1 protein-coding gene is annotated in these 1,156 nt (G+C 38.7%); it reads left to right on the forward strand.

The genetic code is table 11. The features are described from left to right. The coding region (tuf, locus tag CSGHG_RS19185) for an elongation factor Tu (protein ID WP_010291461.1) at nt 1–1,152 on the forward strand (1,152 nt) is incomplete at its 5' end. Nucleotides 1,153–1,156: the final 4 nt, after the last annotated feature.

The following is a 1,156-nucleotide window of genomic DNA, read 5'->3' on the forward strand; positions in this document are numbered from 1 at the left end:
ATAGGAACTATAGGACACGTTGACCACGGTAAAACAACATTAACAGCTGCAATCACAACAGTATTAGCAAACAGAGGATTCGCAGAGGCATTTAAATATGACGAAATAGATAAAGCACCAGAAGAAAAAGAAAGAGGAATCACAATCAACACAGCACACGTTGAGTATGAAACAGATGCAAGACACTATGCACACGTTGACTGTCCAGGACACGCTGACTATGTTAAAAACATGATCACAGGAGCAGCACAAATGGATGGAGCTATCTTAGTTGTATCAGCAGCAGATGGTCCAATGCCACAAACAAGAGAGCACATACTACTAGCATCAAGAGTTGGAGTACAATACATAGTAGTATTCTTAAACAAAGCAGATATGGTAGATGATCCAGAATTATTAGAATTAGTTGAAATGGAAATCAGAGAGCTATTAAGCGAATATGACTTCCCAGGAGATGATATTCCAGTAGTAACAGGATCAGCATTAAAAGCATTAGAAAACCCAACAGATGCAGAAGCAACAGCATGTATCATGGAATTAATGGGACACGTAGATGAATACATCCCAACACCAGAAAGAGCTACAGATAAAGCATTCTTAATGCCAGTAGAGGACGTATTCACAATAACAGGAAGAGGAACAGTTGCAACAGGAAGAGTTGAAGCTGGAATTCTTAAAGTTGGAGACGAAGTTGAAGTAGTTGGATTAAGCGAAGAGAAAAGAAAAACTGTATGTACAGGAGTTGAGATGTTCAGAAAACTTCTAGATCAAGCAGAAGCAGGAGATAACATCGGAGCTTTATTAAGAGGAATACAAAGAACTGACATCCAAAGAGGTCAAGTATTAACTCAACCAGGAGCAGTAAATCCACACAAAAAATTCGTAGGTCAAGTATATGTACTTAAAAAAGAAGAAGGTGGAAGACATACACCATTCTTTGATGGATACAGACCACAATTCTACTTCAGAACAACTGACGTAACAGGATCAATCAAATTACCAGACGGAATGGAAATGGTAATGCCAGGAGACCACATCGACATGAACGTTGAATTAATAACTCAAGTAGCAATGGATGAGGGATTAAGATTCGCGATCAGAGAAGGTGGAAGAACTGTAGGATCAGGAGTTGTTACTTCAATAGTTGAGTAATAAT

Source organism: Clostridium senegalense JC122 (genome assembly GCF_000285575.1).
Taxonomy (GTDB): Bacteria; Bacillota; Clostridia; order Clostridiales; family Clostridiaceae; genus Clostridium_J; species Clostridium_J senegalense.